Below are 24,228 nucleotides of genomic sequence, written 5' to 3'. Positions count from 1 at the left end.
TGCATCTCAACTCATGCTCTTACTGTGATGATGATGCCCTCCAGAGGATGAACACGCAACCTGGGCGCGCCATTGCGCTCACATAGCGAGACGGTTAATGGCCTGTTTCGCCCGGATTTCGCGGTCTAGCGCGACGTACCTACCGGTCGGTACTGTGATTTATCCGGGATCGCCGTCCACTGTGGGAGTGCTCGCATGACTCTTTCTCATGCCCAGGTCCAAGCCCAGCTCACTGGTCCTGGCCAGCTTTTCGAGATGGAGGAGATCGGCGACAGCGGGGTACGAACCTGGAAGCACGCTCCGGGCCACTTCCGCGCCCTGCTGGAGATGAGCAGGTTCCACGGCGAGAAGGAGTTCCTCGTCTACGAGGACGAGCACATCACGTTCGAAGAGCACTTCCGGCGGGCGGCGACGCTGGCGAACCGCCTGGTGACGGAGTACGGCGTGGCCAAGGGTGACCGGGTGGTCGTGGCCATGCGCAACTATCCGGAGTGGGTGGTGGCCTTCTCCGCCGCGCTGGCCGCCGGGGCGATCGCCGTACCGCTCAACGCCTGGTGGACCGAGCCCGAGCTGGCGTACGGCGTGCGCGACTGTGACGCCAAGGTGCTGATCGCGGACGGCGAGCGGGCCGTCCGGCTCGCGGCCACCGGCGTGCCGATGATCGTGGCCAGGGGCGAGGCGCCCGAGGGCGCGCGTTCGTTCGAGGACGTGCTGGGCGAGGTCGGCGCGGATGTGACGCTGCCCGACGTCGAGCTCTCCCCCGAGGATCCGGCGACGATCTTCTACACCTCCGGCACGACCGGGCATCCCAAGGGGGCGCTGGGCAGCCACCGCAACCTGGGCCAGTCGCCGATGACCGTCGCCTACGGGCTGATGCGGGCGGTCGCGCTGGCCGGCAAGGACGCCGCCGCGGCGGCGGGCGCGCGCCGGGTGACGCTGCTGACCGTGCCGCTGTTCCACGTCACCGGCTGCTTCTCCGCGCTGACCACCACCATGTTCGCCGGCGGCGGGCTGGTCCTGATGTACAAGTGGGACCCCGAGCAGGCGCTGCGGCTGATCGAACGCGAGCGGATCACCGCGATGATCGGCGTGCCGACCAACGCGTGGCAGCTGATGTCCCATCCCGACTTCGGCAAGTACGACCTGTCGTCGCTGACCACCCTCGGCTACGGCGGGGCACCGGCTCCGCCGAAGCTGCTGGAGCGCATCGGCGAGAACCTGCCCGACCGCGCCGCCTCCAACGGCTACGGCATGACGGAGACGACCGGCCTGGCGGTGGGCAACGGCGGCCCCGACTACCAGGCCAGGCCCGACAGCATCGGCCTGCCCACGGCCGTGGTCGACGTCCGGGTGGTCGCCCCGACGGGTGCGGAGCTGCCGCGCGGCGAGGTGGGCGAGCTGTGCGTACGCGGCCCGAACGTCATCATGCGCTACTGGAACAAGCCGGAGCCCACGGCACAGACCTTCGTCGACGGCTGGCTGCACACCGGAGACCTCGCCAAGATCGACGAGGACGGCTTCGTCTACATCGTGGACCGGGCGAAGGACATGGTCATCAGGGCCGGCGAGAACGTCTACTGCGCCGAGGTGGAGGCGGCCATGTTCGAGCACCCGGCGATCGACGACGCGGCGGTGATCGGCATCCCCCACGACGAGCTGGGCGAGGAGGTGGGCGCGGTGGTCCGGCTCAAGCCGGGCACCTCGACCACCGCCGAGGAACTCCAGTCCTTCCTGGTGGAGCGCATCGCCAAGTTCAAGATCCCGGCTCACGTCTGGTTCAGGGACTCCGAGCTGCCGCGCAACCCGGGCGGCAAGATCCTCAAGACCCACCTGCGCCGCGAGGTGCTGGGCGGCTAGAGATCGTTGCCCGCGTAGGACAGGTTGAAGCTCTTGTTGACCAGCGGGAAGTCGGGCACGATCGCGCCGCCCAGCGCGACCGGCAACGCGGGCCAGTTGAAGAACGACGGGTCGGCGATCTTCACTCTGGCCAGCCTGCCATCCCCGTTCAGCTCGACGCGGTGGACGATGGTGCCGCGCCAGCCCTCGACGATGCCCACGCCCGAGCCGCGCCGCCCGTCCGGCAGGCTCCAGTCACCCGAGGCGTTCGCCAGCCGGTCGATCAGCCCGATCGAGGCGGCGATCTCGTCGGCCCTGACCTGGAAGCGGGCCAGCACGTCTCCACTCGTCCGGGTCGCCACCGGGAACGGCCCCAGGTCGATGAACGGGTGGTCGCGGCGGGCGTCGATGTCGAGCCCGCTGGCCCTGGCCACGTAGCCGAGCGTGCCGAGGTCCGCGGCGGCCCGCTCGGTGAGCACGGCGGTGCCGGTGAACCGGTCCGAGACCACGCCGTGGCCGAGCGCGAGCCCGGCGATCTCGGCAACCTCGGCGCCGAGCGCCGCCAGCCTTGCCGGGTCGGGCATGGCCCGCGGCGCCGCGCCGCCGAGGCGGATCGCGCCGCGCAGCAGGCGGTGGCCGGTGACCTCTGCGTTGACGCGCAGCAGGTGTTCGCGGACAGTGCCGCAGTGGGCCTGCAGGACGCTGTGGGCGACGTCGTTGCAGAGCGCGCCCAGGTCGGTGACGTGGTTGTAGAGGCGTTCGAGCTCCAGCAGCACGGCTCTGGCGCGCTGCGACTCGGGGTCGACGGCCGTGCCGGTGGCCTCCTCGACGGCCAGGCAGTAGGCCAGGGCGTGGCCGACCGACGTGTCGCCGCTGACCCGCTCGGCCAGCGCCAGCCCGTCTTCCGGGCGACGGCCCTCGAAGAGCTGTTCGAGACCCTTGTGCACGAACCAGAGGCGGGCCTTGAGCTTGAGAATCGTCTCGCCGACCACCGAGAAGCGGAAGTGGCCCGGCTCGATGCAGCCCGCGTGCACGGGGCCGACCGGGATCTCGTAGACGCCGTCGCCCTCCACGTCGCCGAACGGGTAGGGGCCCTCGGGATCGCCGAACGACGGTGGCCGGCCCGCGTCGGGGAGCATCGGGTACCAGCCTCGGGGCCAGTGGTGGTGCCTGACCAGGCGCTGGGGCAGTGGGTGGCCTTCGGGCGTGATGCCGTACAGGTCGCGGATCTCCCGCTCGAAGCGCCCGGCGGGGAAGGAGAGCGCGGCCAGGCTGGGGACGGCGGGCTCGGTCAGGTGTACGTGCAGCTCGGCCCGCCGCGCCGGGCGGGCGGCGGTGAACAGGTAGACGAGGCGGAAGCCGGTCTCCTCGGCGTGCGCGGCGACGAGGGCGACGCGATGCCCCAGGGCGAACAGTTCGGCGGCGCACGCGACGAGCTCGCCGGGCCCGATGTCGGCGACCATCGGCTCTCCTCCGACGACGGCGGTCATCGCGCCCCTCCCACGGGGCTGGCCGGCGGTCCGATGGTGGCGATGGTGGCGGCGGACTCCAGCAGCGGCCGGAGCGGCCCCAGCGTCACGCCGAGCGCCGCGCACGCGACGAGCCCCGCGACCAGCGGCACTCCCGCTCCCCCTAGGCGGATCCCCAGCCCGCCCGCTGCGCCCGGTGGCGCGTCGCCGAGCAGCATGCGTCCGGCCGTCCCGCCCACTCCCGCGACGATCACCAGCATGAGCACCAGCGCGGGCGCCATCGCCCACCCGAGCCCGGCCGTGAAGCCCGCCCGTACGATGCCGAGCTCGCTGGCGAACAGGCTGAACGGCGGCAACCCCAGCAGCGCCAGCAGCCCGAGTCCGAAGAGCGTGGCCAGTCCGGGCGCCTGCCCGCCCAGCCCGCCGACCTCGTCGATCCGGCTGCTCCCGGCCGCCTGCTGGATCCGCCCGGACCCGATGAACAGCACCGACTTGCCCAGCCCGTGCCCCAGGATGTGCAGCAGCACGGCCGCCAGTGCCAGGCCGCTGCCGATAGCCGCGCCGAGCGCGATCAGCCCCATGTGCTCGATGCTCGAATAGGCCAGCATCCGCTTGACGTCGCGCTGCCCGATCAGCAGCGCCGCCGCCACGGCCAGCGACGCCAGCGCCACCACGATCAGCAGCAGCCGGCAGAACCCCGGCCCGAGCGCCCCGTCGGAGATCACCTTGACCCGCAGGATCGCGTAGAACGCCACCGACAGCAGCACCCCGGACATCAGCGCCGATACCGGCGCGGGCGCCTGGCTGTGCGCGTCGGGCAGCCAGGCGTGCAGCGGCGCCAGCCCCGCCTTGGCGCCGAAACCGAGCACGAGCAGCACCACCGCGATCCGCGTCACCCCCGGGTCGAGCCGCCCGGCGTGCCCGGCCAGCGACACCCAGTCGAGCCCCTCGCGCGTGGACAGCCCGGCGTGCACGGCGGCGTAGTGCACGATCACCAGGCCGAGCAGCGCGAGCGCGATGCCGACCGAGCAGATCACCACGTACTTCCAGGCCGCCTCGGTGGCCTTCCTGGTTTGGCGGTGCCCGACCAGGAACGCGGTCAGGATCGTGGTCGCCTCCACCGCCACCCAGAGCATCCCGAGGCTGGCGGCGAGCACGGCCGTCGCCATCGCCGCGACGAAGCACTGGGTGAAGATCCCGTAACGGCGGGCGGCCGCCGGCCCCGCGTGCCCGGCGACCGCCTCGGCCCGCAGGTAGCCGGGGCTGGCCAGCATCGCGAGCAACGCCACGACGCCGATCACGATCAGCATGTACGCGCTGAGCGCGTCCACCCGCAGCAGCCCCCACAGCCCGCTCCCCGCACCGGCCCGCGCGAGCAGGACGGCGACGGCGAGCAGCCCGCCCGCGGACACGGCGCCGAGCCACGCCGTCACGCGGTTCCAGCCGAACAGGGCATACAGGCAGGCGGCCACGAGCGGCAGCGCCACCGGGACGATCATCATCAGTCGTGCAGCTCCCGTAGCTCGTCGAGGTCGGTGCCGCCGAACGCGGCCCGCATCCGGGTGGTCAGAACCTGCAGCGCCAGTACGGCCAGCAGCACGTCGAGGGAGACGCCCAGCTCCACCACCAGCGGCACCCCGGTGGTGGTGAGGAACGCGGCGGCGGTGATGGCGTTGTCCATCAGCAGGAACCCGACCACCTGCGACAGCGCCCGCCTCCTGGTGACCAGCACGAAGAAGCCCACCAGCAGCACGGTCAGCGCGATCGGCACGGCCTGCGTGGCGGGGGTGGGCGCCAGCCGTACCAGGGGCTGGGAGACCGCGTACGCGATCATCGTCAGGACGGCCGTGACCAGCAGCGACGCGGCGACACTGACGTGCGGCCGGGCCTCGCGCCCCTCCTCGCCGGCCGCCAGCGCGCGCCGCATCAGGTACGGCAGGAGCACCGCGCGCAGCAGCCCCACCCCGAGGCCGAGCACGGTCAGCTCCACGTCGGCCTCGTGCAGCCCTCTGACCGCGATCAGCGCGCCCAGCGCCACCCCCTGCAGCCCGAACAGCCAGATGATCGCGGCCAGGTCGCGCCGCCACAGCACCAGCACCCCGGTCAGCAGGAAGGCGCCGCAGGCCAGGTCGAGCGCCTGCACGTACAGGGGATCAGTCATCTCACTCACGCCAGGAAGAAGGAGGCGGCGACCGCCAGCAGGGCCATCAGGAACGAGCCGGCCAGCAGCTCGGGGATGCGGAACAGGCGCAGCTTGGCCATGAACACCTCGCCGGCCGCCAGCACGCCGCCCAGCAGCGTCACCTTCGCGGCGAAGGCCACCACGGCGACCAGCAGCGCGACCGGCCCGGCGCTCGCGGTGGCGATGCCGAACGGCGCGAACAGCCCGGCGAACAGCCCCAGCATGACCGTCAGCCGCATCGCCGAGGCCCACTCGATGAGCGCCAGGTCCGGGCCCGCGTACTCCAGGATCATCGCCTCGTGGATCATCGTCAGCTCCAGGTGGGTCGAGGGGTTGTCCACCGGGATCCGGCCCGACTCGGCGATCGTGACCACCGCGAGCGCGACGGCGGCCAGCAGGCTGACCGGGGAGATGAGCGACAGCGGGCTGCTCTCGGTGGCGGTGACGATCGCGCCCAGGTCGGTGGTGCCCACCCGGATCGACAGCGCGAACACCGCCAGCAGGATCGTCGGCTCGACCAGGGCGAGCACGGTCATCTCACGGCTGGCGCCCATCCCGCCGAACGCGGTGCCCGTGTCGAGCCCGCCCAGCGCCAGCGCCACCGAGCCGAGTGCGAGCAGCGCGGCGACCGCGAACAGGTCGGCGACGCCGTCGAGCGGCGAGTCGGCGGTGACCAGCGGCACCGCAGCCGCGACCACCAGCGTGGTCCCGGCCAGCAGCGGCGGGGCGGCCCTGAACGGCCAGCCCGTGCCGTGCGGGGCGATGGCCTCCTTGCGCACCAGCTTGCGCAGGTCGCGCCACGGCTGCCGCACCCCGGCGCCCGCGCGGCCCTCCAGGCGGGCCCTGACCTGGCGCATCAGGCCGACGAGCAGCGGCGCTCCGGCGGCCACCACGAGCAGTTGCAGCACCATGGCGATCACGAGATCACCGCCAGCACGATCAGCACGCCGGTCAGCGCGTAGAAGCCGTAGGACAGGTAGCGGTGGACGCTGCCGTCGGCGAGCCGCCGCGCGCCCGTGCCGAGCCGGACCGCGGCGGCCAGCACCGGCTCGTACAGGCGGCGTTCGACCCGGTCGGGCACCCTGGCCCGGAATCGGACCCGCCGCACGAGGTACGCCGACTCCTTGACGGCTGTCACGTCGATGGCGCGCTCCGGTTGCAGGGCGTCGACGAAGACCCGTTGCAGGGGTTCGGCGAAGGAGGTGGCGGTGTACTCCATGCGGGCCGACACCGGTCCGGCGCCGCAGTCCCACAGGCGGGCCGCCCGCCGTACGCGCCGGGTGGCCACCGCGCGGACCAGCGCCGGCACCGCCACCATGGCCCCGGCCAGCGCCAGCGCGATGAGGATCGGCGAGATCGAGCCGGTGATCGCGGTGAGCCGGAGCGTCACCTCGCCCGTGACCGGCCGGCCCGCGGGGATGATCTCCGTGACGGCGTCGATGAGCGCGGGGAGCACCAGCGTGGGGTTGAGCGCGAGGAACAGGCAGGCCGTCGCGGCCAGCGCCATCCCGTAGATCGCGGTACGCGGGCTCTCCGCCGCCTGTTCGGCGCCCGGACCGCGCGGGCGGGCCAGGAAGCCGACGCCGAACGCCTTCACGAACGTGGCCACGGCCAGTCCCGCCGTGAGCGCGATGGCGCCCACGGCCAGCGGCATCGTGACCGCGCCCGCCACACCGGAGGCGGGCAGCGCGTGGATGAGGCTCTGCAGCAGCAGCCATTCGCTGACGAAGCCGTTGCCGGGCGGCAGCGCCGACGCGCACAGGGCGCCGATGGCGAACAGGGCGGTGGTGTACGGCATGCGGGTGCGCAGGCCGCCGAGCGCGTCCAGGTCCCTGGTGCCCGTCGCCCGCTGGACCGAGCCGGCCGCCTGGAACAGCAGCGTCTTGAAGGCGGCGTGGTTGACCACGTGCAGCAGTGCCGCGGTGAGGGCGAGGGCGGCCAGCGGGGCGGCGCCGTCGGCCGCGAAGAAGCCGGCCGCGCCGACGCCGATGAGCACCAGGCCCATGTTCTCGGTCGAGGAGTAGCCGAGCAGCCGTTTCAGGTCGGTGGCCATCGCCGCGTGGAGCACGCCGTACAGGGCCGAGAGGGCGCCGAGCGCCAGGACGATCCACCACCACCAGACGGGGCCGCCGCGCAGCAGGTCGAGCCCGACCCTGACGAGGCCGTAGACGCCCATGTTGACCATGGCGCCGCTCATCAGCGGCGACACGTGGCCGGGCGCGGCCGGGTAGGCCCTGGGCAGCCACACGTGCAGCGGCACGATGCCGGCCTTGGCGGCGAACCCGGCCAGGGTGGTCAGGAAGATCACGTTCCTGGCGGCGGGCGACAGCTCGGCGGCGCGTAGCTGGTCGAAGCCGTCGCCCATGGCTCCGGCGGCCAGGTAGCACAGGCCGCACATGATCGTCACCAGGCCGAGGTGGGTCATGACGGCGTACCAGAGCGCGGCCTTCCTGACCGACGGCCGCGTGCGGTGCTCGGCCAGCACGAGCAGGAGCGAGGTCATCGCCATCAGCTCCCAGCCGAGCAGGAACGCGCCCACCCCGTCGGCCGCGGGCACCAGCAGCAGGGCGGCCACGAACAACGGCACGACCGCCCGCGTGGCCCTGGCCGGGCCGGAGCCGATGCCGTGGATCGCCGCGCACACCGTCACCCCGCCCGTGACGGCGGTGAACAGGCCGCCGAGCGGGTCGAGCGCCAGCCGTACGCCGCCCAGGGGCAGCAGGTCGGGCAACCAGGCCGACCAGCCGTGGCCGAGCATCGCCAGCACCCCCGCCACGGTCGCCACCGCCCCGGCCGCCGCGGTGATCACCCCCGCCGCCACCGTGCTCGCCCCCGCCGCGCGTTCCCGTTCCGCGCCCTCGGCGCCGCGTTCCCGCTCCGGGGCCTCGGCCTCGGCGGCGGGTGCGCGTGCGGGCAGCAGGGCGACGAGGGCGGCGGCCAGGCAGAGGCCCAGGGCGCACGCGTAGAGGGTCATCGACCGGTCATCCCGCGGAGCGCCTCGATGATCGCCTCGGGTGGTGGCGGGCAGCCGGGGACCTCGACGTCGACCGGCACCACGTCGCCGACCGCGCCCGCCACGCCGTACGCGCCCGCGAACGCCCCGCAGTCACGCGCGCAGTCACCCAGCGCGATCACCCGGCGCGGCTCCGGCACCGCCTCGTAGGTGCGGCGCAGCGCGATCTCCATGTTGCGCGTCACCGGCCCCGTGACCAGCAACGCGTCGGCGTGCCGCGGCGAGGCGACCAGCCGGGCGCCGTAGCGCTCCGCGTCGTACACCGGTCCGAACACCGAGGCGATCTCCACCTCGCATCCGTTGCACGAGCCCGCGTCGACGTGGCGGAGCTGCACCGACCCCACCAGTTCCGGCACCCCCGGACTTTTGGCACGTTCCAGCGGTGGCTCGGCCATCCGCCCTGTCTTCATGATTTTTCGCCACAGACCCACTGCGACCCCCCATCGCTCCGACCTGGGAAAACACCATCCCCTTGCCGGGCTGACCACTATGCCGGGCCCGTGGGCGACGTGAGGCGTCGATCCCCAAAGATCTTGCATTTCCTTTTTCGGGGCCCGGATCCCAGGTGGAGCGGGAGATAAGCGCCCGCTTTACCTCCGGCGTAATCGCGGCGCCCCCACCCCGGCTGACATGTTTCTCATGTCTGAACGAACTCCCGGAAGGAAGGGCCGAAATGACCGTCCTCACCATGACCGACCGCGCCAGGTTCCTGCGCCTGACGCTGGTTCTCGACGCCGTCGTCACCGGTGTCAACGGGCTCGCCTACCTCGCCGCCACCGGTCCCGCGAGCGACCTGCTCGGCCCGGACGCGGGGCTGCTCAGGGAGATCGGCGTCTTCCTTCTCGTGTACGGCGCGGCGGTCGGCCTGCTGGCGAGCCGCCGCGCGATCAGCCCGGTGGCGACCAAGGCCGTGATCGCGCTCAACGCCGTCTGGACCCTGGGCAGCGTGCTCGCCGTGGTCACCGGGGTGGCGGAGTTCACCACGATCGGCGCGGTGTGGGCGATCGCCCAGGCCCTCGTGGTCGGCGTCTTCGCCGAGCTGCAGATCATGGGCCTCCGCCGGCTCCGCTAGCCCCCTGTTTTAAGTCGAAAAATCATCTGAAAGGTAGAAAATCATGAGCAACGAGCTGGTCGACCGCTACATCGCCGCCTGGAACGAGACCGACGCCGACGCCCGCGCCAAGGCCGTGGCCGCGCTGTGGACCGAGGACGCCACCTACACCGACCCGCTGGCCGAGGTGGCCGGTCACGCCGGGCTCGCCGCGCTGATCGAGGGCGCGCAGGGCATGTTCCCCGGCTTCGTGTTCAGCCCCGGCGAGGTGTACGACGCCCACCACGACATCGCCCGGTTCAGCTGGCACCTGGGCCCGGCGGGCGAGGAGCCGGTGGTGGTCGGGTTCGACGTGGTGCAGCTGGCCGCGGACGGCAGGATCGCCCGGGTCCTGGGCTTCCTGGACAAGGTGCCCGCCTGAACATGTCTCCTTGGGGCCCCCGGAGTTCTCTCCGGGGGCCCCAAGCGTGTGCCGGAAGAAAACCGATTGCCCGCGCCGAGGGCCGCAGCGCAGAATCACACCTTGTGGCCGATCGACTGAAGCGCCTGCTCCGCGGGCTGGTGCCCGATCTGGGCCCGTTGCGCGACTCGCGAGACTATCGGCTGCTCATGGCCTCGGGTGTCATCACCATGTTCGGCACGTTCATCACCGTGGTGGCCGTGCCGTACCAGATGAAGGAGCTCACCGGCTCCTACGTGGCGGTCGGCCTGGTGAGCCTGGCCGAGTTCGTGCCGATGGTGGTGTGCGGGCTGTGGGGCGGCGCCATCGCCGACGCGCTCGACCGGCGCACGGTCATCCTGCTCAGCGAGCTGGGGCTGATGGTGACCTCGGGGCTGCTCATGGTCAACTCGCTGCTCCCCCACCCGCAGATCTGGGTCCTCTACGTGGTCGGCGCGCTGGCGATGGGCATCGCGTGCCTGCAGCGGCCCAGCCTGGAGGCGCTGATCCCGCAGGTGGTCAGACACGACCAGCTCAGCGCGGCCGCGGTGCTGGCGAGCCTGCGCTGGAACCTCGGCGCGATCGTCGCCCCGGCTCTCGGCGGGCTACTGGTGACGACGTTCGGCACGGCCGTCGCCTATGGCGTCGACACGGTGAGCTTCGTCCTGTCCCTGGTGCTGCTCTGGCGGATCAGGGCCGTGCCACCCGCCGAGGACGCCGCGCCCGCGTCGCTGAGCTCGCTGGTCGAGGGCGTGCGCTACGCGGCCGGGCGCGGTGATCTGGTCGGCACCTACCTGGTCGACATCGCCGCGATGCTGTTCGCGATGTCGACGGCGCTGTTCCCGTTCCTGGCCGACGAGCTGGGCGCACCGCAGGCGCTCGGGCTGCTCTATTCGGCGGGTGCGGTGGGCTCCCTGGTGGCCTCGCTCACCGGCGGCTGGACGGCGCGCGTCCACCGGCAGGGCATGGGCGTGATCATCGCGGCGACGCTGTGGGGTGCCGCGATGGCACTGGCGGCGGCGATCCCGAACGTCTGGGCGATCTTCTTCTGCCTGGCGCTGGCCGGGGCGGCCGACATGATCAGCGGTATCTTCCGCATGACGATGTGGAACCAGACGATCCCCAACGAGCTGCGGGGCAGGCTGGCCGGCATCGAGCTGCTGTCCTACGCCAGCGGTCCGATGCTCGGCAACGCGCGCGCCGGGCTGATGGCGCAGCTGGGCGGCGCCCGGTTCTCCCTGGGGGCGGGCGGCGTGCTGTGCGTCGCGGCGGTGGCGGGACTGGCGGCGATGCTGCCGAAGTTCCGCCGGTACGACTCGCGCACCGACGAGCACGCCCTGGCCGAGAAGGCCCGCCGAGCCGACCAACTCCCCGCCTGACGCCCTCGGCGGTGGCCATGGCCAGAGGCCGCGCCGCCGCGCGAGCGCGGGAGGGCCGTCGATGGCGACGCGGACGCGTTCAGTGCCGCCGCGCGTGCCGGGCGAGCGAGCCCTGGACACGGGTCAGCCCGGCTCGCGCCAGCCGTCGTGTTGTTCCACGAGCGCGTCGACCTCCGACAGGCCGCCCTCGTCCAGTCCTTCCAGGACGACCAGCCACTGGGCGTCCTCGGCGTCGTCCTCGCCCGCGAGCGTCTCCCGCACGACCTGGGGTATCCCCAGCGCGGGGAACCGCTCGCCCAGCGCCTCCGCGACCTCCTCGGCGTCGTCGCGCTCGGCGAACACCAGCAGATGCCTCATCTCCGGCCCTTCAAGCGTGAGGCCCGGCACGGCGGACCGTACCGGACCTCGGAACAGCGATCGGCGATCGGACGCGGCCGGACCAACCGGTCAGCCGCGGCACGTCCGCCCGTGCCAGCAGGCAGGTCAGGCGCTGCGGAGCTGGGCGCCGACGCGGTCGGCGGCCATGGCCACGGCGGCGTCGCGAGCCGCCGTCGTCTCCTCCACCGTCAGCGTGCGGTCGGCCGCGCGGAAGCGCAGCGTGTACGCGAGCGACTTGTGGCCCTCCCCCACCTGCTCCCCGGCGTAGACGTCGAACAGCCGGATCGACTCCAGCAGCTCCCCGGCCCCGTCACGCAGCGCCGCCTCCACGTCGGCGACCGGCGTGAAGTCGGGCACGATCAGCGCCACGTCCTGGGTCGCGACCGGGTAGGACGAGACGGCCGGCGCCTCGGCCGGGCCCGGCATGGCCGACTCCAGCCTGGACAGCTCCAGCTCCATCGCCGAGGTGCGCGGCGGCAGCCCGTAGGCCTCGGCGACGCGCGGGTGCAGCTCACCGGCGTGGCCGACGAGCGTGTCACCGACGTAGAGCGCGGCGCACCTGCCGGGGTGCCAGGGTTCGTGCTGGTCGGCGATGACCGACAGCTCGACGCCCGCCTCGGCCGCCACCAGCCGGGCCGCCTGCACGGCGTCGGCCCAGCACTCCTGGCGCCCGCGACCCCACCAGCCGGACCGCTCGAACTCGCCGGCCAGCACGACCGCGACCCGGTGCGGCTGGTCGGGCAGGGCCGCGGCGATCGAGGCCAGCTCGTCGCCGCTCGGCCGGTCCTCGACACGCAGCACCGGCGCGGTGGCCGGCGCTCCCTCGCGGGGCCGGAAGACCAGTCCCGACTCGAACAGCGCCACGTCGGAGAAGCCGCGCCCGGTGTTGCGTACCAGGGTCTTCAGCAGCCCGGGCAGCAGCGTCGTGCGCATCAGCGGCTCGTCTTCGGCCAGCGGGTTGGCCAGCCGCAGGGCGCGGCGGCGCGGGTCGTCGGCGGGCAGCTGCAGGGCGTCGAAGTCGCCCTCACTGATGAACGGGTAGGCGAGCACCTCGACGTAACCGGCGGCGGCCAGCGTCCTGCCGACCCGCCTGCGCAGCCGCTGTCCCTCGGTCAGCCCGGCTCCGGCCGGGGCCTTGGGCAGGATGGAGGGCAGGCGCTCGTAGCCTTCGAGGCGGATGACCTCTTCGGCCAGGTCGTTGGGGTCGGTGAGGTCGGGCCGCCAGGACGGCGGGGTGACCGTGATCATGTCGTCGCCGGTGACGGCCAGCTTGGCCGCCAGCTCGCCGCCGGTCACGACCCCGGTCGGGTCGACGCCGCCCGTGCGCACGGCCGGGTCGTCGCCGTCGGTCACGACACAGCCGACCTGCTCCAGCCGCCGTACGACGGTCTCCTTGGAGTAGGGCACGCCGGCCACGTCGCCCGGATGGCTCGCCGGGATCGCGATGCGGGCCGGCGCGACGTCGACCTCGGCGTGCGTGACGCCCGGTCGCACGGTGGCGCCGCCCAGCTCGGCCAGCAGCCGTACGGCCCGCCAGGAGGCGACCAGCGGCAGCTCGCGGTCGACGCCGCGCTCGAACCGCTTGGACGCCTCGGAGACGAGGTTGTGCCTGCGGGACTCGCGGGAGATGCCGGTCGCCGAGAAGTGCGCGGCCTCGATGACGATGTCCGTCGACTCGCCGGAGATCTCGGTCTCCAGCCCGCCCATCGTGCCCGCCATCGAGATCGGGCCCGACTGGTCGGTGATCAGGATGTCGTCAGGGTCGAGCGCGCGGGTGACGTGGTCGAGCGTTTCGAGCGTCTCGCCCTGACCGGCCCTGCGTACGACGATCTCGCCGGTGAGCTTGGCCCGGTCGAAGGCATGCAGCGGCTGGCCGAGCTCCAGCATCAGGTAGTTGGTGATGTCGACGGCCAGCGACACCGGCCGCATCCCGGCCCGGGTGAGCCGTACGCGCATCCAGAGCGGGCTCTGGGCGGCCGGGTCGAAGCCGGTGACCTCGCGCAGCACGAACCGGTCGCAGGCGTCCGGGTCGCCGATCGAGGCGGGCCACGCCTGCTCGTCGGCGGCGGGCAGCTCGACGTCGGCGGGGTCGCGGAAGGCGACCTCGAACGCGGTCGCGGCCTCGCGCGCCACGCCCCTGATCGACAGCGCGTAGCCGATGTCGGGGGTGATCTCCAGCTCGATCACGTCGTCGCGGAGCCCGAGCAGCTCGACCACGTCGGCGCCGATCGGCGTGCCGGCGGGCAGGACCATGATGCCGCCGTGGTCGTCGCCGAGGCCGAGCTCGCGCTCGGAGCAGATCATGCCCTCGGACAGCCGCCCGTACGTCTTGCGCGAGCCGACCTCGAAGCCGCCCGGCAGCACGCCGCCCGGCAGGACGACCGGCACGCGGTCACCGGCGGCGAAGTTGGTGGCGCCGCAGACGATCTCGCGCGGCATCGCCTCCCCCACCTCGACCTTGCAGTGCCTGATCGGCTTCTTGAAACCGGTCAGCTCCTCGATCTCGAGCACCTCGCCGACCACGACGTTCTTCACGTCGTGACCGTGCGAGCTGATCGACTCGAGCTTGAGCCCTGCCGCGGTGAGCTTGTCGGCCACCTCTTGCGCGGTGACCGCCGGGAGATCGGCGTACTCCCGCAGCCAGGAGAGCGGGACCTTCATCAGATCTCCATTCCGAACGGAAGCGTGAAGCGCACGTCTCCCTCGACCATGTCGCGCATGTCCTCAGCGTTGTGGCGGAACATCAGCGTACGTTCGATGCCCATGCCGAAGGCGAAGCCCGAGTATGTGGACGGGTCGACGCCGCAGGCGATCAGCACGCGCGGGTTGACCATGCCGCAGCCGCCCCACTCGATCCAGCCCTCGGACTTGCAGGTGCGGCACGGCGGGTTGCCGGGGATCGCCGAGGCGCCGCGGCAGACGAAGCACTTGAGGTCCATCTCGGCCGACGGCTCGGTGAACGGGAAGTAGTTGGGCCGGAACCTGGTGGAGATGCCCTCGCCGAACATGACCTCGGCGAACCGGTCGAGCGTGCCCTTGAGGTGGGCCATCGTCAGCCCCTCGTCGATCGCCAGGCCCTCGACCTGGTGGAAGACGGGGGTGTGGGTGGCGTCGAGCTCGTCGGTGCGGAACACCTTGCCCGGCGAGATGACGTAGCACGGCGCGCCCCGCTGCAGCAGCGCGCGGATCTGCACCGGCGAGGTCTGGGTGCGCAGCACCATGCCCGACTCGGTGGACTCGACGAAGAACGTGTCGTGGTCGGAGCGGGCCGGGTGGTCCTTGGCGATGTTGAGCGCGTCGAAGTTGAACCACTCGCCTTCGAGCTCGGGGCCCTCGGCCACCTCGTAGCCCATCGCGACGAACGTGTCGGCGATGCGCTCCTGCATGGTGGTCAGCGGGTGTCGGGCGCCGATCGGCCGCCGGTCCCACGGCAGGGTGACGTCGACGGCCTCCTCGACGAGGACCCGGGCGTCGCGCTCGGCCTCCAGCTCGGCCTGCCGGGCGGCGAGCGCCTCGTTGATCGCCTTGCGGGCGCCGCCGACGCGCTTGCCGGCCTCGGCGCGGGCCTTGGGGGGCAGGGCGCCGATCTCGCGGTTGGCCAGCGCGATGGGCGAGCGGTCACCGGCGTGGGCCAGCCGCGCCTGCTTGAGTGCGTCGAGGTCGCCGGCCGTCTTGATCGCCGCCAGGGCGTCGGCCTCCATGCGGGACACCTCGTCGGCATGCAACGGTGTCACCTCGACGGGGTCGTAGTCAGACAAGAGTGAGCTCCGTATCCAGGGCTTGAGCTTGACAGAGTCTAGTGGGATCCGCCCACCGGGCCGACTCACGCCCGCCCCCCGCAGGGGCTACACAGTGGCGAAGTCAGGGGTGCCGGTGGGCACGGTAAATCGGAACTCCGCCCCACCCTCGGGCGCGCGCTGCACGATGATCGTGCCGCCGTGCGCCTCGACCAGGCCCTTCACGATGAACAGGCCGAGCCCGGTGCCGCCGCGCCGGCGGCTGTTGCCACGCCAGAACTGCCGGAAGACGCGCGGAGCCAGCTCGGGCGTGATGCCCTCGCCCTCGTCGCGCACCGACACGGCAACTCCCCATCCGACGGACTCGATCTCTATGGTGACGGTGCCGCGTCCGTGGCGCACCGCGTTTTCCATCAGGTTACCGAGGATCTGGTCGATCTTGTCCTGGTCGAGCCACATCTCGGGGAGATCGTCGCCGGCGACGAGGCGGAAGCGGTCCTCGGCCTCGCCCGCCGCGGCGCGGCCGGCGATGATGCGCCGCGCTCTGGCGGGCACGTCGACGACCTGGCGGTGCAGCTCCAGCCGGCCCGACTCGATGCGGGAGACGTCGAGCAGCTCCGTGATCAGCCTGGTCACCCGGTCGGCGTCGTTGTTGACGGTCTCGAGCATGACCCGCTTCTGCTCGTCGGTGAAGCGCGTCCACTTGGCCAGCAGGGTCGCGGTGAACCCCTTGACGCTGGTCAGCGGCGAGCGCAGCTCGTGGGCGACCGTGGACACCAGGTCGGCGCGGCTGCGCTCCAGCCGGGCGCGGGCGCCGCCGTCACGCAGGGTGATCGTCACCCGCTCGACGTCGCCGCACCGCTCGGGCTCGCGGGACAGCCGGGCCGCGACGTAGAGCTCCTGCCCGCCGGGCAGGTGCAGCGGCCGCTCCGGCACCCTGCTGCGGGTGCGCAGGCCGCCCTCGGGGTCGAGGGCCTTCCACCACTCGCGGCCGTCGTGGTCGCGGAAGGGGAACACCTCGTTCATGTCCTTGCCGACCGCGCGTTCGGCGGTGACGCCGGTGAGCCGCGCGGCGGCCCGGTTGACGGCCAGCACGCGGCCGAATCTGTCGGACACGATGAGGCCGTCTGGAAGATCGTCGATGGCTATCGTGCACGCGGAGGCGACCACTCGACCATCGGTGTCTGCGCCGTGCACGAACTCGCCTCCTCCGCCTACAAGGCCGACAATAGCGGGTTTCCAGCCGCCTAGGACACTCGCTGAGCCCTGGCGGAGGAGTAAAGGCATACCGCGGCCGCGGTGGCCAGGTTGAGGCTTTCGGCCTGTCCGTAGATGGGCACCCTGACCACATCGTCGGCTTCGGCGAGAACCTCCTCGGGCAGACCCCACGCCTCGTTTCCGAAGATCCACGCGGTGGGGCCCGACAGGTCGACGTCGTCGAGCGTGTGCTTGCCCGCGCCGTCGGCCGCCAGCACGCGCAGTCCGCGCTCTCTGAGTTGACGCACGGCGGCGGCCACCGGTGTACCGATGGTGACGGGCAGGTGGAACAGGCTGCCCGCGCTGGCGCGTACACACTTGCCGTTGTACGGGTCGACCGAGGCGTCGGTGAAGATCACGGAGTCGGCGCCCGCGGCGTCGGCGGCGCGCATGACGGTGCCCGCGTTGCCGGGGTCGCGCACGTGCGCGAGGACCGCGACCAGGCGCGGCTGGCCGGACAGGGCGTCGTCGAGCGGCACGTGCACCAGCCGGCACACGGCCAGCAGGCCCTGCGGGGTCACGGTCTGGGAGAGCTCCGACATGACCTCGCCGCTGGCCCGGTGGATCGGTATGCCCTTGAGCGTCGCGTCGGTGATCAGCTCGGGGTGGCGGAGCTCGGCCTCGGCGGTGGCGAACAGCTCCAGCGTCACCCCGTCGAGCTTGAGCGCCTCACGCACGGCCTGCGGCCCCTCGGCCAGGAACTTGCGGTCCTGCTCCCGGTAGGCGCGCTTGGCGAGCCTCCTGGCGGCCTTCACGCGCGGCGACTTCACGTTGGTCAGCTCGGATCCGGCCATGCTCTCCCCTGATGGTCTGTACGGCCGGGCGTACCGGCTGGACACAAAGCAAAGGGCCCACCGTCAGGTGGGCCCTCGACTGGAGCCTCGCCGGGCTCGGTCCTCAATCGCCTCAGCTCACGGCCGGGGCGTTCACGTTCGCCGGCAGCGCCTTCTTGGCGGCCTCGACGAGCGTGGCGAAGGTCTGGCTGTCGTTCACCGCGAGATCGGCGAGGATCTTGCGGTCGACCTCGATGTTGGCCAGTCGCAGACCCTGGATCAGGCGGTTGTACGTCATGCCGTTCTGACGGGCGGCGGCGTTGATCCGCTGGATCCACAGACGGCGGAAGGCACCCTTACGGTCCTTCCGGTCCCGATAGGCGTACGTCATCGAGTGGAGCATCTGCTCCTTGGCCTTGCGGTACAGACGTGACCGCTGGCCACGGTAACCGGAAGCCCGTTCGAGGACGACCTTGCGCTTCTTCTTGGCGTTGAGCGCCCGCTTCACGCGTGCCATAGTTCTCTCTCCCCGGGGGTCGCGCTACTTGGCGAGCAGCTTCTTGATCTTCTTGGAATCAGCGTCGGACAGGACGACTTCGTTCTTGAGACGGCGCGTCAGAGTAGACGACTTCCACTCGTTGTAGTGCGCGCGATTGGCACGGCGACGCACGAGCTTGCCGCTGCCGGTCAGCCGGAACCGCTTCTTCGCACCGCTGTGCGTCTTCATCTTCGGCATTCGCCGTCTCTCCTCAATTCGTCCGTGCCGGTGGCCGGGCCGGTGCTGGCCGACCCGGTCGCGGCGTCTTCGTCTGGTGGGGTGGCTGTTCGGGGTGTGCTGTTAAGGCTAACCCGAACCGCGGGTCACGCTTCCTGTACGGAGGCTTCCTGCTCGGAAGACTCCTCCGCGGAAGGCTCCTCGCCACCACGCTGGGCCTTGGCTGCGGCCTTCTCCGCCTTCGCCTCGGCCTTCTTCTTGTGCGGACCGATCACCATGATCATGTTACGGCCGTCCTGCTTGGCGTGGGACTCGACGAATCCCAGCTCCTGGACGTCGTCCGCGAGCCGCTGCAGCAGCCGGAAACCGAGTTCCGGCCGGGACTGCTCGCGACCACGGAACATGATCGTGACTTTGACCTTGTCCCCTGCCTTGAGGAACCGCACCACGTGACCCTTCTTGGTCTCGTAGTCGTGCGGGTCGATCTTCGGCCGGAGCTTGATCTCCTTGATGATCGTGTGCGCCTGATTCTTGCGCGCCTCGCGCGCCTTCATCGCGGACTCGTACTTGAATTTGCCGTAGTCCATGAGCTTGCACACGGGCGGTCGAGCCGTGGCCGCGACCTCGACCAGGTCGAGGTCGGCCTCCTGAGCGAGCTTGAGGGCATCGTGAATGGAGACGATGCCTACCTGCTCGCCGTTCGGGCCCACGAGGCGCACCTCGGGAACTCGGATACGCTCGTTGATGCGGGGCTCAGTGCTGATGGGGCCTCCTAGGTTTGCGATCCCGTACGTGCTCGGTGCCGAGGAACTCCGCGCAAACGCGAAAAGCCCCGCACGTCGCGCATGCGGGGCCACTGAGCTCATTGGCATCGTGGCCGTAAGCTCCCCGGAGTAAGTCCGGCGTGATCCTGGACCCGGCCACCTCTCGGTGACACAGGTGGGAGGGAGACCTCCGCTTGCGCGTCCAGCAAGGCATGCCGGACCGATCAGAGAGCTACGTTACCACAACCACGAGAGTTCCTCGAATCATCCCCACCGACCAGAACCTCTGCACTAAAGTTCTGTCCAGAAAACTAGCCAGAACGAGGGCATATGGCCGTAGAGCAGCTCGAAGAGACCAGATGGCAGCTGCAGGAGGCCAAACAGCGCTTCAGCGAGGTCGTCCGCCGGGCCCATGACGAGGGACCGCAGATCGTCACCAGGCACGGGCAGGATGTGGCGGTGATCCTGGGCATGGAGGAATACCGCCGGCTCAAGGGCGAGCAGCCCGACTTCAAGGAATTCCTGCTCTCAGGTCCCGACCTGAGCGCGCTCGATCTCACCCGCGACAAGAGCAGCGCGATGCGGGACATCGACTTCGAGGGCATCGAGTGAGCTACGTTCTCGACACCAACGTCGTGTCGGAAATGACCAAGCGGGTCAGAGACGACAGCGTGCAGAGGTGGCTCGACACCGTCAGCGGGCCCAGCCTCTATGTGAGTGTCATGGTGTTCGGCGAGATCCGCGAAGGTGTCGAGTTGCTGCGCCGCCGCGACCCACTCCGGGCAGGTGGCTACGAGCCCTGGCTGGATCGTCTCCAGCACCAGTTCAGGACTCGGGTGCTGCCCGTCACCGCCGCCGCGGCCGAGGAATGGGGGCGGATGCGCGCCGTGCGGCCGCTCCCGATCGTCGATGGCCTCGTCGCCGCCACCGCCCGCGCGCATGACTGGACCCTCGTCACCCGCAATGTGCAGGACTTCGTGGGCCTCGACGTCCAGTTGATCAACCCGTTCGACTGGCCGCCCGTCTGAGGATCTCCGCCTCACCGGCCGCGCGCATGGCCTCCACCGGCACATCCGTCCGGCCCGTCATCAGCTCCACCTGCCGCACCGCCTGGTGCAGCAGCATCGCGAACCCCCCGACCACGGTGCCGCCAGCGGCCTGGACGGCCGCCGCCGCGCTGGTCGGCCAGGGCGAGTAGACCACGTCGAAGAGCGCGGGAACCCGCGCCAGCCGCGCCGCGAAGGCGTCGGCCGCGCCGCCCGGCAGTGTGGACACCACCAGATCCACCCGCGTCGAGACGTCGAGCTTGTCGAACGTCTCCACCGCCAGCGCCATCCCGAGCCGCTCGGCCACCCCTGCCGTCTCCCCCGCCCTGGCGGGGTCACGGACCAGCAGGGTCGCGGAGTACAGCCCCAGGCCGCGCAGCGCCGCCAGCGCCGAAGCAGCGGTGGCGCCGCCGCCCAGCACGGTCGCCGACCTCGGCGCCGGCACCCCGGCCTCGGCCAGCGCCCGTTCGATCCCGTAGACGTCGGTGTTGTCCCCATGGCTCGCGCCGTCGCGGAACACCACGGTATTGGCGCCGCCCACCTCCACGGCCAGGTCGGAGACGCTGTCGAGCAGCGGCAGCACGGCCCGTTTTAGCGGCATGGTCAGCGACAATCCCGCCCAGGCCCCCTCGTCCCCCGGCACCTCACCGCGGCGCGGCCTGAGCGTCGGCAGCAGGCCGGGCAGCCGGGCCTCGTCGCACTCCAGGGCCTCGTAACTCCACCTGTCGAGCCCCATCGCCCGATAGGCCGCCCGATGCAGGAAGGGCGACAGCGAATGCCCGATCGGCGCCCCCAGCACCCCTGCCCGCACGTGCTTCTCCTTACTACTCAAAGCCCTACTGCCTTCTTTTGTACGGCATGCCCGGCAGGCCCCAGTCGCCGTACAGGGCTCAGGGCCTCCAGGGAGACGGCCGCTGAGCCCGCACAGGGCTGGGCATCGTTACGAGACGGTGAGACCGGTGGCGTGGCCGGCTTCCGCCGCTCAGCCCGAGGCGTCAGCCGCCGTTCTGACGGTATTCGTTGAGCAATTCCTGGAACTGCGCGTCCGTGACGGCGAACTTGGTGATCTTGCTCTTCGGGTCGGTGGCGACGAAGTAGAGCCAGTCGCCCTTCGTCGGGTTGAGAGCCGCCTCGATCGCGTGGTCGCCCGGGTTGGAGATGGGGCCGGGCGGGAGGCCCAGGTATTTGTAGGTGTTGTACTTGGAGGTACTCTCCAGCTGCGCGTGCGTCGCGGCCGTGCCGCGCTTGCCCAGCCCGTAGAACACCGTGCTGTCCATCTTCAGCGGCATCTCCGGCTCGTGGGCGAGCCGGTTGTAGATGACGCGGGCGATCTTCGGCATGTCCTCGTAGCGGCCGGCCTCGGCCTGGACGATGCTGGCGATCGTGATGATCTCGGCGGGGGTGCGCCGCAGGGCCTTGGCGCCACCCACGAGGTCGGCCTTGTCCGCCGTCTGGTTGAAGCGGTCGACCATCTGCGACAGCATCTCGGCCGGCGTGGTCTTCGGCTGGAACTCGTACGTGGCGGGGAAGGCGTAGCCCTCGAGCTTGCCCTTGGCATACGGGGGCAGCTCCATGTCGCCGGTGTCCTTGGCGGCGGCGACGAACTCCTTCAGCGGCTTGCCGGTCTTCTGGGCGAGCCGGCCGAGGACGTCGATGAGGCGCAGCCCCTCCTCCAACGTGATCTTGACGATCAGCTTGTTGGCCGAGTCGAGCATCGTCACCGCGTTGGCGGCTGACATGCCCTTGCGCAGGGTGTACTGGCCCGGCTGGAGCGCGCCGCTCTTGTTGGCGTTGGCGATCGCGTTGGTGAACGCCCTGGCGCTGGCGACGACCCCCTGCCGCTCCAGCTCCACCGCCACGTCGGAGGCGCTCTGGCCGTCCTTGATCTCGACGGTCACTTCACCCTTGCCCGCACCGGTGAAGTCGTCGGGCACCAGAGCGCCACTGATCCACTGATAACCGAAATAGCCGCCGCCGCCGAGGATGCCGGCCAGGACGATGAAGGCGAGCAGCGGCGCGATGAAACCGCCCCGGTTTCGGCGCCTGCGGCGCCTGCGGCTGCCGCTCTTGCCGTTACCTCGGGCGCGGCGCCGGGAGGAGCCTTCGTCGTCCTCGGCGCCGAGCAGGAAATCCATGTCGAGATCGTTCATAGGTGCGCAGGCCAATCTCCCGGTACGTCCGGCCCGGCGTCAAGCGGAGCTGCCGAACCGTTGGGGGTCACCGAGCGGGGGGACCGCCGGGCGTGCACCCACGACCGGCGGATATCACTCTGGGTAGCCATGCTAGAGGACGGGAAGAGCGCGCGGCCCCCTGCTCGGGGGTTCCGCACGGGGATTTCGAAGATCCCCGGCGGGACGAGGCGGGTCCCGGCAAGCATCATTTCGTCCTGAGGTTACGGTTCAGCTCTTCCCGGTATCTCACGAACTCGCTCTCTTTGTTGGTGAATTTGGTGATTCTATGCGCCGGATCCGTGGTCACAAACCAGTGCCAATCACCCTTCGCCGGATGGAGGGTCGCTATCAGCGCCTTCTCCCCGGGATTGGCGATGGGGCCCGGCGGCAGTCCGGTGTGGGCGTAGGTGTTGTACGGTGATCGGACCTTGGTGTCGCTCTCGGTGACTTTCGCGGTCCGCTTGCCCTGGGCGTACAGGACGGTGCTGTCGATCTGGAGCGGCGTGCCGCGCTGGAGCCGGTTGTAGATCACTCTGGAGATCTTGGGATAGTCCTCGTCCCTGCCGCCCTCGGCCTGCACCATGCTGGCCACCGTGACGGCCTCCAGCGGGGTCAGATGCACCCGCGCCGCCTTCTCCACCAGCTTCACCTTCCGCGCCGCCGCGCGGAACCGCTCCACCATCGCGGCCAGCAGGTCGACGGCCTTGTCGCCGGGCTCGACCTCGTACGTGGCGGGAAACAGGAACCCTTCGAGGCCCCGGGCGTACTTGGGCAGCCCGACGAGAGCCGTGTCGACCGCCTGCAGCTCCTTGAGTGCCAGCCCGGACTGGGCGGCCACCCGTACGAGGGTCTCGCCCGCCCGCATGCCCTCGGGCACGGTGACGCGCCTGATCACCTTTGAGGCGGGCGCGAGCAGCAGATCGAGCGCGGCGCCGGCGGCCATGCCCTTGCGCAGCCGGTAGTGCCCCGGATGCAGGCGTCCTGCCACGGCGCGCTCCTTGGTCACGTTCACGAACGATCGCGCGCTGGCCACCACCCCCGCGTCGGCCAGCACGGCGCCGATGTCCCCCGCGTTGGCGCCCGGCGGGATCCTTACGGTCACGCTCCCGCTGCCCGTGCCCTTGAAGTCGTCGGGGGCCAGGTACGGCTTGAGCACCCCGTACGCCCCGGCACCGATCGCGGCGATCGACGCCGTCACCACGAGGCCCAGCAGCGCCGCCTTACGCAGGGCAGCCCGCCTCCCTCGCCGCCCGGCCCCACGCCCGCTCCCGCCTGTGGCCTCACTCCTCGACGCACCACCGCCCTTGGCCCCGACGCTGGGCGCGTCCCTGGCCTCGTCCGCGGGTACGGCAAGGCGTTGCCGGCCGAGCTGGGCCGGATCTGCGCCGAACGCGTCCTCGGCCGAACTCTCGCCCTTCGCCTCGCCGTCAGTCCCGACCTCGGCCGCGCTCCCGCCCTTGGCCACGTCACCGTCACCGGCCCCGGCCGCGCTACCGTCCGTTGCGGACGCGTAACCGCCTGCCGCAGCAGATGTGAGGTCACCGCCGCCGAGTGAGTCGCCCGGATCCGTACCGGAGACGCCGCCATCGGACGCGCCACCACCGGATGTGCCGCTGTCAGGACGCATGCCCCCGCCGGACGTGCCGCCGTCAGCAAGCGCGCCACCATCGGGCGCACCGCCGTCGGACGGAACACCACGAGGAAGCGCGTCGCCGTCGGATGTACCGCCGTCAGGACGCATGCCCCCGCCCGACGTGCCGCCGTCAGCAAGCGCGCCATCACCGCCGTCAGAAAGCATGCCCCCGTCGGTCGGGCCGAGGTCGTCCGCGTGGCACTCCCGGCCGTCCGTTGCCGGGTCAGCCGTCAAGTGCTCCGGAGATCCCACGTCGTCCGGCACCGCGACGCCGTCCGGCGCCACGGCCGGCACCACAGCGGCGTCCGGGTCCCGGTCGAACGGGATCAGGTCGTCGTCGTCCGGTGGGTTGCTCATGCGGCCACCCCCGGCCGATCCCCGCCGT

The 24,228-nt window shown here is 71.3% G+C and carries 23 protein-coding genes; 6 read left to right on the top strand and 17 right to left on the bottom strand.

Annotated elements, in window-relative coordinates; translation table 11 throughout:
* The first annotated feature begins 195 nt into the window (after nt 1–195).
* On the top strand, nt 196–1,857 hold the full coding sequence (locus ACGFNP_RS31740; protein ID WP_358325952.1) for a class I adenylate-forming enzyme family protein: 1,662 nt from the start codon (nt 196–198) through the stop codon (nt 1,855–1,857).
* On the opposite strand, the gene ACGFNP_RS31735 is transcribed toward ACGFNP_RS31740, so the two are convergent.
* The 6 genes from ACGFNP_RS31735 to ACGFNP_RS31710 are packed head-to-tail and all read right to left on the bottom strand — an operon-like array spanning nt 1,854 to nt 8,910.
* On the bottom strand, nt 1,854–3,326 hold the full coding sequence (locus tag ACGFNP_RS31735; RefSeq protein WP_393325055.1) for an NADH-quinone oxidoreductase subunit C: 1,473 nt from the start codon (nt 3,324–3,326) through the stop codon (nt 1,854–1,856). The two genes, ACGFNP_RS31740 and ACGFNP_RS31735, sit on opposite strands and share 4 nt — an antisense overlap.
* Nucleotides 3,323–4,807 (bottom strand): proton-conducting transporter membrane subunit, encoded by a 1,485-nt coding sequence (locus ACGFNP_RS31730; RefSeq protein ID WP_393325053.1) that lies wholly within the window; start codon nt 4,805–4,807, stop codon nt 3,323–3,325. The genes ACGFNP_RS31735 and ACGFNP_RS31730 overlap by 4 nt, the downstream gene beginning before the upstream one ends.
* Nucleotides 4,807–5,466 carry a hypothetical protein gene (locus ACGFNP_RS31725; protein ID WP_358325943.1) on the bottom strand — a complete coding sequence of 220 codons (660 nt, stop codon included), beginning with the start codon at nt 5,464–5,466 and terminating at the stop codon, nt 4,807–4,809. Before ACGFNP_RS31725 ends, ACGFNP_RS31730 begins: the two co-directional genes overlap by 1 nt.
* Nucleotides 5,467–5,471: 5 nt before the next feature.
* On the bottom strand, nt 5,472–6,398 hold the full coding sequence (locus ACGFNP_RS31720; RefSeq protein ID WP_358326047.1) for an NADH-quinone oxidoreductase subunit H: 927 nt from the start codon (nt 6,396–6,398) through the stop codon (nt 5,472–5,474).
* A gap of 5 nt (nt 6,399–6,403) precedes the next feature.
* Nucleotides 6,404–8,461 (bottom strand): proton-conducting transporter membrane subunit, encoded by a 2,058-nt coding sequence (locus ACGFNP_RS31715; RefSeq protein ID WP_393325051.1) that lies wholly within the window; start codon nt 8,459–8,461, stop codon nt 6,404–6,406.
* Nucleotides 8,458–8,910: an NADH-quinone oxidoreductase subunit NuoB gene (locus ACGFNP_RS31710; protein WP_358325937.1), complete on the bottom strand. Its 453-nt coding sequence runs from the start codon at nt 8,908–8,910 to the stop codon at nt 8,458–8,460. The genes ACGFNP_RS31715 and ACGFNP_RS31710 overlap by 4 nt, the downstream gene beginning before the upstream one ends.
* 263 nt (nt 8,911–9,173) lie before the next feature.
* Here ACGFNP_RS31710 and ACGFNP_RS31705 point away from each other — a divergent pair, with 263 nt between their 5' ends.
* From ACGFNP_RS31705 to ACGFNP_RS31695, 3 genes are all read left to right on the top strand, one after another.
* Complete coding sequence (locus tag ACGFNP_RS31705; protein WP_393325048.1) at nt 9,174–9,572, top strand: hypothetical protein; 399 nt, start codon at nt 9,174–9,176, stop codon at nt 9,570–9,572.
* Between the two features lie 43 nt (nt 9,573–9,615).
* The gene (locus ACGFNP_RS31700; protein WP_358325931.1) at nt 9,616–9,972 is read left to right on the top strand and encodes a nuclear transport factor 2 family protein; all 357 of its coding nucleotides are present in this window, start codon (nt 9,616–9,618) and stop codon (nt 9,970–9,972) included.
* A gap of 104 nt (nt 9,973–10,076) precedes the next feature.
* Nucleotides 10,077–11,369 carry an MFS transporter gene (locus ACGFNP_RS31695; RefSeq protein WP_393325046.1) on the top strand — a complete coding sequence of 431 codons (1,293 nt, stop codon included), beginning with the start codon at nt 10,077–10,079 and terminating at the stop codon, nt 11,367–11,369.
* A 123-nt stretch (nt 11,370–11,492) separates the two neighbouring features.
* Here ACGFNP_RS31695 and ACGFNP_RS31690 read toward each other — a convergent pair whose 3' ends face one another.
* The 8 genes from ACGFNP_RS31690 to infC all read right to left on the bottom strand — a co-directional run bounded on the left by ACGFNP_RS31690 (nt 11,493) and on the right by infC (nt 18,993).
* On the bottom strand, nt 11,493–11,726 hold the full coding sequence (locus ACGFNP_RS31690) for a hypothetical protein (protein ID WP_358325926.1): 234 nt from the start codon (nt 11,724–11,726) through the stop codon (nt 11,493–11,495).
* Nucleotides 11,727–11,852: 126 nt separating this feature from the next.
* Entirely contained in the window at nt 11,853–14,408 is a 2,556-nt protein-coding gene (locus ACGFNP_RS31685) for a phenylalanine--tRNA ligase subunit beta (protein ID WP_393325043.1), read from the bottom strand.
* On the bottom strand, nt 14,408–15,448 hold the full coding sequence (pheS, locus tag ACGFNP_RS31680) for a phenylalanine--tRNA ligase subunit alpha (RefSeq protein ID WP_393325107.1): 1,041 nt from the start codon (nt 15,446–15,448) through the stop codon (nt 14,408–14,410). The genes ACGFNP_RS31685 and pheS overlap by 1 nt, the downstream gene beginning before the upstream one ends.
* 144 nt (nt 15,449–15,592) lie before the next feature.
* Nucleotides 15,593–16,681, bottom strand: a complete 1,089-nt coding sequence (locus ACGFNP_RS31675) for an ATP-binding protein (protein ID WP_393325041.1) — start codon at nt 16,679–16,681, stop codon at nt 15,593–15,595.
* Nucleotides 16,682–16,731: 50 nt separating this feature from the next.
* Nucleotides 16,732–17,535, bottom strand: a complete 804-nt coding sequence (locus ACGFNP_RS31670) for an RNA methyltransferase (protein ID WP_358325916.1) — start codon at nt 17,533–17,535, stop codon at nt 16,732–16,734.
* Between the two features lie 112 nt (nt 17,536–17,647).
* Nucleotides 17,648–18,031 carry a 50S ribosomal protein L20 gene (gene rplT, locus ACGFNP_RS31665; RefSeq protein ID WP_358325913.1) on the bottom strand — a complete coding sequence of 128 codons (384 nt, stop codon included), beginning with the start codon at nt 18,029–18,031 and terminating at the stop codon, nt 17,648–17,650.
* Nucleotides 18,032–18,055: 24 nt separating this feature from the next.
* Complete coding sequence (rpmI, locus tag ACGFNP_RS31660) at nt 18,056–18,250, bottom strand: 50S ribosomal protein L35 (RefSeq protein ID WP_219538505.1); 195 nt, start codon at nt 18,248–18,250, stop codon at nt 18,056–18,058.
* A gap of 125 nt (nt 18,251–18,375) precedes the next feature.
* Nucleotides 18,376–18,993 carry a translation initiation factor IF-3 gene (gene infC / locus ACGFNP_RS31655; RefSeq protein WP_393325105.1) on the bottom strand — a complete coding sequence of 206 codons (618 nt, stop codon included), beginning with the start codon at nt 18,991–18,993 and terminating at the stop codon, nt 18,376–18,378.
* Nucleotides 18,994–19,323: 330 nt separating this feature from the next.
* Between infC and ACGFNP_RS31650 the strand changes: the two genes are divergently transcribed.
* Both ACGFNP_RS31650 and ACGFNP_RS31645 read left to right on the top strand, forming a co-directional pair.
* On the top strand, nt 19,324–19,605 hold the full coding sequence (locus tag ACGFNP_RS31650; RefSeq protein ID WP_358325910.1) for a type II toxin-antitoxin system Phd/YefM family antitoxin: 282 nt from the start codon (nt 19,324–19,326) through the stop codon (nt 19,603–19,605).
* Nucleotides 19,602–20,021: a type II toxin-antitoxin system VapC family toxin gene (locus ACGFNP_RS31645; protein ID WP_393325038.1), complete on the top strand. Its 420-nt coding sequence runs from the start codon at nt 19,602–19,604 to the stop codon at nt 20,019–20,021. The genes ACGFNP_RS31650 and ACGFNP_RS31645 overlap by 4 nt, the downstream gene beginning before the upstream one ends.
* Here the strand turns inward: ACGFNP_RS31645 and ACGFNP_RS31640 are convergent.
* The 3 genes from ACGFNP_RS31640 to mltG (ACGFNP_RS31630) form a co-directional block, all read right to left on the bottom strand.
* Entirely contained in the window at nt 19,993–20,850 is an 858-nt protein-coding gene (locus ACGFNP_RS31640) for a shikimate dehydrogenase (RefSeq protein WP_358325905.1), read from the bottom strand. The genes ACGFNP_RS31645 and ACGFNP_RS31640 overlap by 29 nt on opposite strands.
* A gap of 184 nt (nt 20,851–21,034) precedes the next feature.
* On the bottom strand, nt 21,035–22,189 hold the full coding sequence (gene mltG, locus ACGFNP_RS31635; protein WP_358325903.1) for an endolytic transglycosylase MltG: 1,155 nt from the start codon (nt 22,187–22,189) through the stop codon (nt 21,035–21,037).
* Between the two features lie 226 nt (nt 22,190–22,415).
* Entirely contained in the window at nt 22,416–24,200 is a 1,785-nt protein-coding gene (gene mltG / locus ACGFNP_RS31630) for an endolytic transglycosylase MltG (RefSeq protein WP_358325900.1), read from the bottom strand.
* Nucleotides 24,201–24,228: the final 28 nt, after the last annotated feature.

It is taken from the genome of Nonomuraea sp. NPDC049269 (assembly GCF_043197155.1).
Classification (GTDB): domain Bacteria; phylum Actinomycetota; class Actinomycetes; order Streptosporangiales; family Streptosporangiaceae; genus Nonomuraea.
The sequence above is the reverse complement of the archived record's forward strand: the minus strand, read 5'-3'. Positions and strand labels throughout refer to the sequence as shown.

Coding starts and splice junctions, on each gene's coding strand:
- ACGFNP_RS31685 (WP_393325043.1), bottom strand. CDS start 14,408: ATGAAGGTCCCGCTCTCCTGGCTGCGGGAGTACGCCGATCTCCCGGCG.
- ACGFNP_RS31670 (WP_358325916.1), bottom strand. CDS start 17,535: ATGGCCGGATCCGAGCTGACCAACGTGAAGTCGCCGCGCGTGAAGGCC.
- ACGFNP_RS31715 (WP_393325051.1), bottom strand. CDS start 8,461: ATGACCCTCTACGCGTGCGCCCTGGGCCTCTGCCTGGCCGCCGCCCTC.
- ACGFNP_RS31735 (WP_393325055.1), bottom strand. CDS start 3,326: ATGACCGCCGTCGTCGGAGGAGAGCCGATGGTCGCCGACATCGGGCCC.
- ACGFNP_RS31710 (WP_358325937.1), bottom strand. CDS start 8,910: ATGAAGACAGGGCGGATGGCCGAGCCACCGCTGGAACGTGCCAAAAGT.
- ACGFNP_RS31725 (WP_358325943.1), bottom strand. CDS start 5,466: ATGACTGATCCCCTGTACGTGCAGGCGCTCGACCTGGCCTGCGGCGCC.
- ACGFNP_RS31650 (WP_358325910.1), top strand. CDS start 19,324: ATGGCCGTAGAGCAGCTCGAAGAGACCAGATGGCAGCTGCAGGAGGCC.
- ACGFNP_RS31740 (WP_358325952.1), top strand. CDS start 196: ATGACTCTTTCTCATGCCCAGGTCCAAGCCCAGCTCACTGGTCCTGGC.
- mltG (WP_358325900.1), bottom strand. CDS start 24,200: ATGAGCAACCCACCGGACGACGACGACCTGATCCCGTTCGACCGGGAC.
- rpmI (WP_219538505.1), bottom strand. CDS start 18,250: ATGCCGAAGATGAAGACGCACAGCGGTGCGAAGAAGCGGTTCCGGCTG.
- rplT (WP_358325913.1), bottom strand. CDS start 18,031: ATGGCACGCGTGAAGCGGGCGCTCAACGCCAAGAAGAAGCGCAAGGTC.
- ACGFNP_RS31720 (WP_358326047.1), bottom strand. CDS start 6,398: ATGGTGCTGCAACTGCTCGTGGTGGCCGCCGGAGCGCCGCTGCTCGTC.
- ACGFNP_RS31700 (WP_358325931.1), top strand. CDS start 9,616: ATGAGCAACGAGCTGGTCGACCGCTACATCGCCGCCTGGAACGAGACC.
- mltG (WP_358325903.1), bottom strand. CDS start 22,189: ATGAACGATCTCGACATGGATTTCCTGCTCGGCGCCGAGGACGACGAA.
- ACGFNP_RS31730 (WP_393325053.1), bottom strand. CDS start 4,807: ATGATGATCGTCCCGGTGGCGCTGCCGCTCGTGGCCGCCTGCCTGTAT.
- pheS (WP_393325107.1), bottom strand. CDS start 15,448: ATGGAGGCCGACGCCCTGGCGGCGATCAAGACGGCCGGCGACCTCGAC.
- ACGFNP_RS31705 (WP_393325048.1), top strand. CDS start 9,174: ATGACCGTCCTCACCATGACCGACCGCGCCAGGTTCCTGCGCCTGACG.
- ACGFNP_RS31690 (WP_358325926.1), bottom strand. CDS start 11,726: ATGAGGCATCTGCTGGTGTTCGCCGAGCGCGACGACGCCGAGGAGGTC.